Genomic DNA, 6156 nt, shown 5'->3' on the forward strand with positions numbered 1-6156 from the left:
TTTATTCGTTAGCTGTTAAATTTGCAGCAATTTTGTGCATCAGTCAAGGAGGAAGCAGATGAACAATAACAAGAATGGACTTTTTAAAAATAGTCTATTTTATATTGTGATTTTCCTTGGGATAATGGGGATGTTATATTACTTCTTTGGAGGTAAGGCAAGTTCACAATCTCAACAAATCCAATCGAGCCAATTTATTAGTGAGTTAAGGAAGGACAACGTTAAGAATTTTACGATGCAGCCTTCTGGAAGTACCTATAAAATTATAGGTACATACAAAAAGTCACAACAAGCAAAAGGAACAACTGGAATTGGCGGGTTTGCTTCCGGCAGCAGTAAAGTGACTTCGTTTACAAGTAATGTGTTGACTAATGATACTTCTGTAAAACAGATTCAAGAATTAGCTGACAAGAATAACGTTAAAAATGGAGCAAAGGAAGAAGAATCAAGCAGTCTGTGGCTGCAGTTGCTGATTTATTTACTGCCGGTCATCTTCTTTATTTTCTTCTTCTACATGATGATGGGTCAAGCTGGCCAAGGCGGTGGCAATGGTCGTGTAATGAATTTTGGGAAATCCAAGGCTAAACCAGTCGACAAAAAAGCAAACAAGATCCGTTTTTCAGATGTTGCAGGTGCTGAAGAAGAGAAACAAGAACTTGTTGAAGTCGTAGAGTTTTTGCGTGATCCACGCAAATTTCTGTCTTTAGGTGCCCGAATTCCATCCGGTGTACTTTTGGAGGGCCCTCCTGGAACTGGTAAGACGCTTCTTGCCAAGGCTGTAGCTGGCGAAGCAGGAGTTCCTTTCTTTTCTATTTCCGGATCTGACTTTGTTGAGATGTTTGTCGGTGTCGGTGCCAGTCGTGTACGTGATTTATTTGAAAATGCAAAGAAAAATGCACCTTCTATTATCTTTATTGATGAGATTGATGCGGTCGGTCGTCAGCGTGGAGCTGGTATGGGCGGCGGTCATGATGAACGTGAGCAAACTCTGAACCAGTTATTGGTCGAAATGGATGGTTTTGAAGGAGACGAAGGCGTCATTGTGATGGCGGCAACCAACCGCTCAGATGTATTAGACCCAGCGTTGCTTAGGCCAGGACGGTTTGACCGTAAGATCCTTGTTGGACGTCCTGATGTTAAGGGACGTGAAGCAATCTTGAAAGTCCATTCTAAAAATAAGCCTTTAGCAAAAGATGTTGATTTAAAAATGATTGCTAAACAAACTCCTGGTTTTGTCGGAGCTGATCTTGAGAACCTGCTTAATGAAGCGGCTTTGCTTGCTGCACGGCGTGACAAAAAAGAAATTGATGCTTCTGATCTTGATGAAGCAGAAGATCGTGTAATTGCTGGACCGGCTAAAAGAGATCGTGTTATTAGTAAGAAAGAGCGCAGAACAGTTGCGTTTCATGAAGCTGGGCATACAGTTGTTGGACTTATCTTGAATGAAGCACGTGTTGTCCATAAAGTAACTATTGTACCGCGTGGGCGTGCTGGCGGATATGCAATTATGCTTCCTAAAGAAGACCAAATGCTTCTTTCAAAACGTGATTTGAAGGAACAAATTGCTGGGCTGATGGGTGGCCGTGCAGCTGAAGAGATCATTAATAATGAACAATCTTCTGGTGCATCCAATGACTTTCAGCAAGCAACGCAACTGGCAAGAGCAATGGTTACTGAATACGGGATGAGTGAAAAACTTGGCCCTGTTCAATATGAAGGACAAAGTAATATGTTTGCAGGCAGTGGGGTACCTGCTATGGGGGGGCAGCCTAACTATTCTGGGCAAACTGCTAATTTAATCGATGAAGAAGTCAAAACCCTTTTGAACGAAGGCATGGAAAGAGCTAAAGAAATTATTGAGCGGCATAGAACACAGCATAAGACTATTGCTGAAGCGCTGCTTGAATATGAAACTCTTGATGAAAAACAGATTTTGAGCTTATTCAACACTGGCCACATGCCAGATAAAAATAAAGAAGAGTTTCCAAGTGAAAAGGCTGCTACTTTCGAAGAATCAAAGGAAGCTTTGGAACGAAAAGAAGCAGAAAAGCAAAAGAATTCTAAAAATTCTGAGGATAATAGGGATACGGTTACTTTCTATCCTAAGGATAAATAACAGATAGAAGAGAATGCCGTGTTTTGATAGGCGGGATGAAACAGTTGTAAAATTGTTTTGTTCCGCTTATTAATTTAGCAAAAAGGAAGGAAAAAAGAGTGGACTATCTACTAAAAAGTCTTGCTTTTGATGAGCAGTTAAGGATTTATGCAGTTGATACTACGCAGACAGTAAGAAAAGCACAAAAAATTCATGGTACATGGAGTGCAGCTTCTGCTGCACTAGGAAGAACAATTACAGCAACTGCTCTTTTGTCACAGGCTGTCTTAAAAGAAAAGGGAAAATTGACAGTTAAGGTACTGGGAGACGGGCCTGTCGGAGCAATTGTTGTTGACGGAAATGCAATGGGCGATATAAAGGGATATCTGCAGCACCCCCAAGTACATTTGCCTTTGAATAAAAAGCATAAGATTGATGTTAAGGGAGCAGTTGGGGAACGCGGTTTTCTAACCGTTACTAAAGATTTAGGGATGAAGACTCCTTTTACAGGACAGGTTCCGCTTGTTTCTGGGGAATTAGGTGAAGATTTTGCATATTATCTTGCAAAGTCGGAACAAATTCCATCTGCGGTAGGACTATCGGTTTTTGTTAATAAAGACAATACGATACAGACTGCTGGCGGTTTTTTGATTCAAGTTATGCCGGGAGCAAGTGAAGAAATCCTTTCTAAAATTGAAAAAACACTTTCAAAAATGCCTTCTATTTCTGAAATGATGTTCAAAGGAGCAACTCCTGAAAAAATCCTTGAGGAAATTTGCGGAGCTGAAAACTTTCAGTTACTGGCTAGGGAAAAAATCAAGTACAATTGTGATTGTTCAAAAAAACGTTTTGGTTATGCACTTGCAAGCATTGCAGTTAAGGATTTAGATGAGATGATAAAAAAGAATCATGGAGCTGAAGCTACTTGTCAGTTTTGCGGGAAAAAGTATCATTTTACAGAAGAAGAACTCAGAAATTTAAAAGAAGGGCGTAATAACTAAGTAAAATTCTGCTTTGGTGGATTTTATGTTATTATTCAAAAGGAATTAAGTTAATTTTGCGAAAATGAGGTGTAAAAATGGAATGGAAAATCGGTAACATTACAATTCCTAACCAAATAGTCGTTGCTCCAATGGCTGGAGTAACTAATGTTGCTTTTCGGATGATCTGTAAGAAATTCGGAGCCGGTTTAGTTGTTTGTGAGATGATTTCCGATAGAGGGATCCAGTTTAGAAACAAAAAAACACTGGGAATGTTAAGATTTGATCCAACTGAACACCCTGTGAGTGTTCAGATTTTTGGTGGAAATAAAGATACACTTGTTGAAGCTGCCAATTATATTGAAGAAAATGTTGACGTTGATATTATTGATATCAACATGGGCTGTCCGGTCCCTAAAGTAACTAAGGCAGAAGCTGGAGCACGGTGGCTGCTGGATCCGAACAAAGTATATGAAATGGTACATGCAGTGACTAGTGCATGTTCTAAACCGGTTACGGTTAAAATGAGAACAGGTTGGGATGAGGATCACATTTATGCGGTTGAAAATGCACTAGCTGCTCAAGAAGGCGGCGCTGCTGCACTTGCAATGCATGGTAGAACACGAAAACAGCTTTATACCGGTCATGCCGATTGGGAGATTTTAAAAGAGGTTGCGGATCATTTAAAGGAAATTCCTTTTATTGGTAATGGAGATGTCAGAACTCCTGAAGATGCTAAAAGAATGCTGACAGATGTTGGTGCTGATGCTGTGATGATTGGGAGAGCAGCTTTGGGGAACCCTTGGATCGTAAAGCAGACGGCAGAATATTTGGCAGGTGAGAAGGTGGCACCCGAACCTACTCCTGCAGAAAAAATCAAAGTGGCTAAGGAACATCTGCACCGCCTCGTTGCAATTAAGGGGGACTATATCGGGCCGCGTGAATTCAGGAGTCAAGCAGCATACTACCTTAAGGGAATTCCACGTTCAGCACGGACCAAGGCAGCTTTGAATGATGCAGATACAGAAGAAGAAATGATTTCGATCTTCGACCGTTTCTTAGTAAATGTGGAAGACTATATGCTGAGAAAGAAAAAAAGACAATTAACAAAATAGATTTGCAATTTTGTTGCAGAATTGGCAATATAGAAGTTGATATTATTTTGGAGGGATAAGATTGGCTAAAGATGAAAATTTGAATGACCAGTTGCGTGTGCGCCGTGAAAAGTTAAAGGAGCTGCGCGAAGAAGGAATTGATCCCTATGGTCATCGTTTTGAGCGTACCGCGACTTCACGGCAACTTCACGAAGAGTATGATCAAAAAACTAAGCCTGAACTTGAAAAACTTGGCAAAGAGGTAACAATTGCGGGAAGAATGGTTGCTAAACGTGGTAAGGGAAAGGTTGGCTTTGCTGACATTCAAGATCGTGATGGTCGTGTTCAGATTTATATCCGTAAAGACGTTGTAGGGGAAGAAAAGTATCATATTTTTAAACGCGCTGATTTGGGAGATCACCTTGGTTTTAACGGCGAAGTTATTAAGACAGATATGGGTGAACTTACAATTAAAGTCACTGGAATCACTTTTTTGTCAAAGGCTTTACGTCCGTTACCCGATAAGTTTCATGGATTACAAAATGTAGAACAAATTTACCGTCAACGCTATCTTGATTTAATTTCAAATCGCGCTAGTTTTGAACGCTTTTTGAAACGCAGCAAAATCATTACTGCAATTCGAAATTATCTTGACGGCAATCGCTTTTTGGAAGTTGAAACACCTGTTTTGCATAATCAGGCGGGCGGAGCTTCGGCTAGGCCGTTTATTACACATCACAATGCATTAGACATTGATCTTTATCTTAGAATCGCTCTGGAATTACATCTAAAACGTCTAATTGTTGGAGGTATGGAGCGTGTTTACGAGATTGGGCGTGTCTTTCGTAATGAAGGGCTTGATACCAAGCATAACCCTGAATTCACTATGCTAGAGTCTTATGCAGCTTATTTTGATTTTACAGATGTAATGGATGAAACAGAAGGAATCTTTAAAACTGCTGCTAAAGTGGTAACGGATAATGGGACGGTTACTTATCAAGGAGCAAAAGTTGATTTTAATAAGCCTTTTAAGAGGATACACATGGTAGATGCGATTAAAGAGGAAACAGGAATTGACTTTTGGGAGCCCAAGTCTTTGGAAGAGGCCCGCAAGCTTGCAGATAAAAATGATGTTCATTATGAAGACTACTGGAAAGTGGGCCATATCATTAATGAATTCTTTGATACTTTCTGTGAGAATAAAATTGTAGACCCGACATTTGTATATGGACATCCAGTTGAAGTTTCACCGCTTGCTAAGAAGAATTCAAAGGATCCGCGTTTTACTGATCGTTTTGAATTGTTTATCTTAGGTAATGAATTTGCAAATGCTTTTACGGAATTGAATGATCCGATTGATCAAAGACAAAGGTTTGAAGCTCAAGCTGCAGAACGGGTTGCCGGTAATGATGAGGCTGAAGGTATTGATGAAGATTACGTTGAGGCTCTTGAATATGGTATGCCTCCTACAGGTGGTTTGGGAATTGGAATAGATAGGTTAGTAATGCTGATGACTGATGCACCATCTATTAGGGATGTTTTGCTTTTTCCAACACTAAGACCTGAGGAAAATAAGTAGTTTATTCCTATGAAAAGGGGAGTATGAAACCAGTTGATTAGGTACTCAGGTATTGAGGTTGATTTTTGAATGAAACTTAAAGTTAAGGTTGTTAAAAAATAATTATCTGTCGCCTTAAGAAGGCTAGCTATTGGGAAATTATTAACTTGAATAAGCAAATAGGTATAAGAGCTACAGCAAACGTTGGTTTTGCTGTAGCTTTTATATTACAAATTTTTTGTAATTAGTACTTGTTTTAGCTTTTATGCGTGTTATAATATAAAAGTTGGCTGTTAAAGAGAATGATGATTATGTATTATTACTTGCAATTAAATTCAATTGCTAGTATAATTATATACATTCCTTAAGCAACAAGTAGACCTTTGAAAACTGAACAAAGTTTCGACAAATCAAATGTGCAGGGCTCTT

General features: G+C 39.4%; 4 protein-coding genes. All 4 read left to right on the forward strand.

Annotated features, from left to right (window positions below):
• Nucleotides 1-58 precede the first annotated feature (58 nt).
• Nucleotides 59-2116, forward strand: coding sequence for an ATP-dependent zinc metalloprotease FtsH (gene ftsH / locus FD46_RS00715; RefSeq protein ID WP_057895286.1), 2058 nt, complete (start codon nucleotides 59-61; stop codon nucleotides 2114-2116).
• Between the two features lie 98 nt (nucleotides 2117-2214).
• A complete protein-coding gene (gene hslO / locus FD46_RS00720) occupies nucleotides 2215-3096 on the forward strand; it encodes an Hsp33 family molecular chaperone HslO (protein WP_057895287.1) in 882 nt (293 codons plus the stop codon).
• A gap of 77 nt (nucleotides 3097-3173) precedes the next feature.
• Complete coding sequence (gene dusB / locus FD46_RS00725; RefSeq protein ID WP_057895288.1) at nucleotides 3174-4190, forward strand: tRNA dihydrouridine synthase DusB; 1017 nt, start codon at nucleotides 3174-3176, stop codon at nucleotides 4188-4190.
• A gap of 61 nt (nucleotides 4191-4251) precedes the next feature.
• Entirely contained in the window at nucleotides 4252-5748 is a 1497-nt protein-coding gene (gene lysS, locus FD46_RS00730; RefSeq protein ID WP_057895289.1) for a lysine--tRNA ligase, read from the forward strand.
• Nucleotides 5749-6156 lie beyond the last annotated feature (408 nt).

Origin of the sequence: Liquorilactobacillus oeni DSM 19972, from assembly GCF_001436275.1 — a bacterium.
Lineage (GTDB): Bacteria > Bacillota > Bacilli > Lactobacillales > Lactobacillaceae > Liquorilactobacillus > Liquorilactobacillus oeni.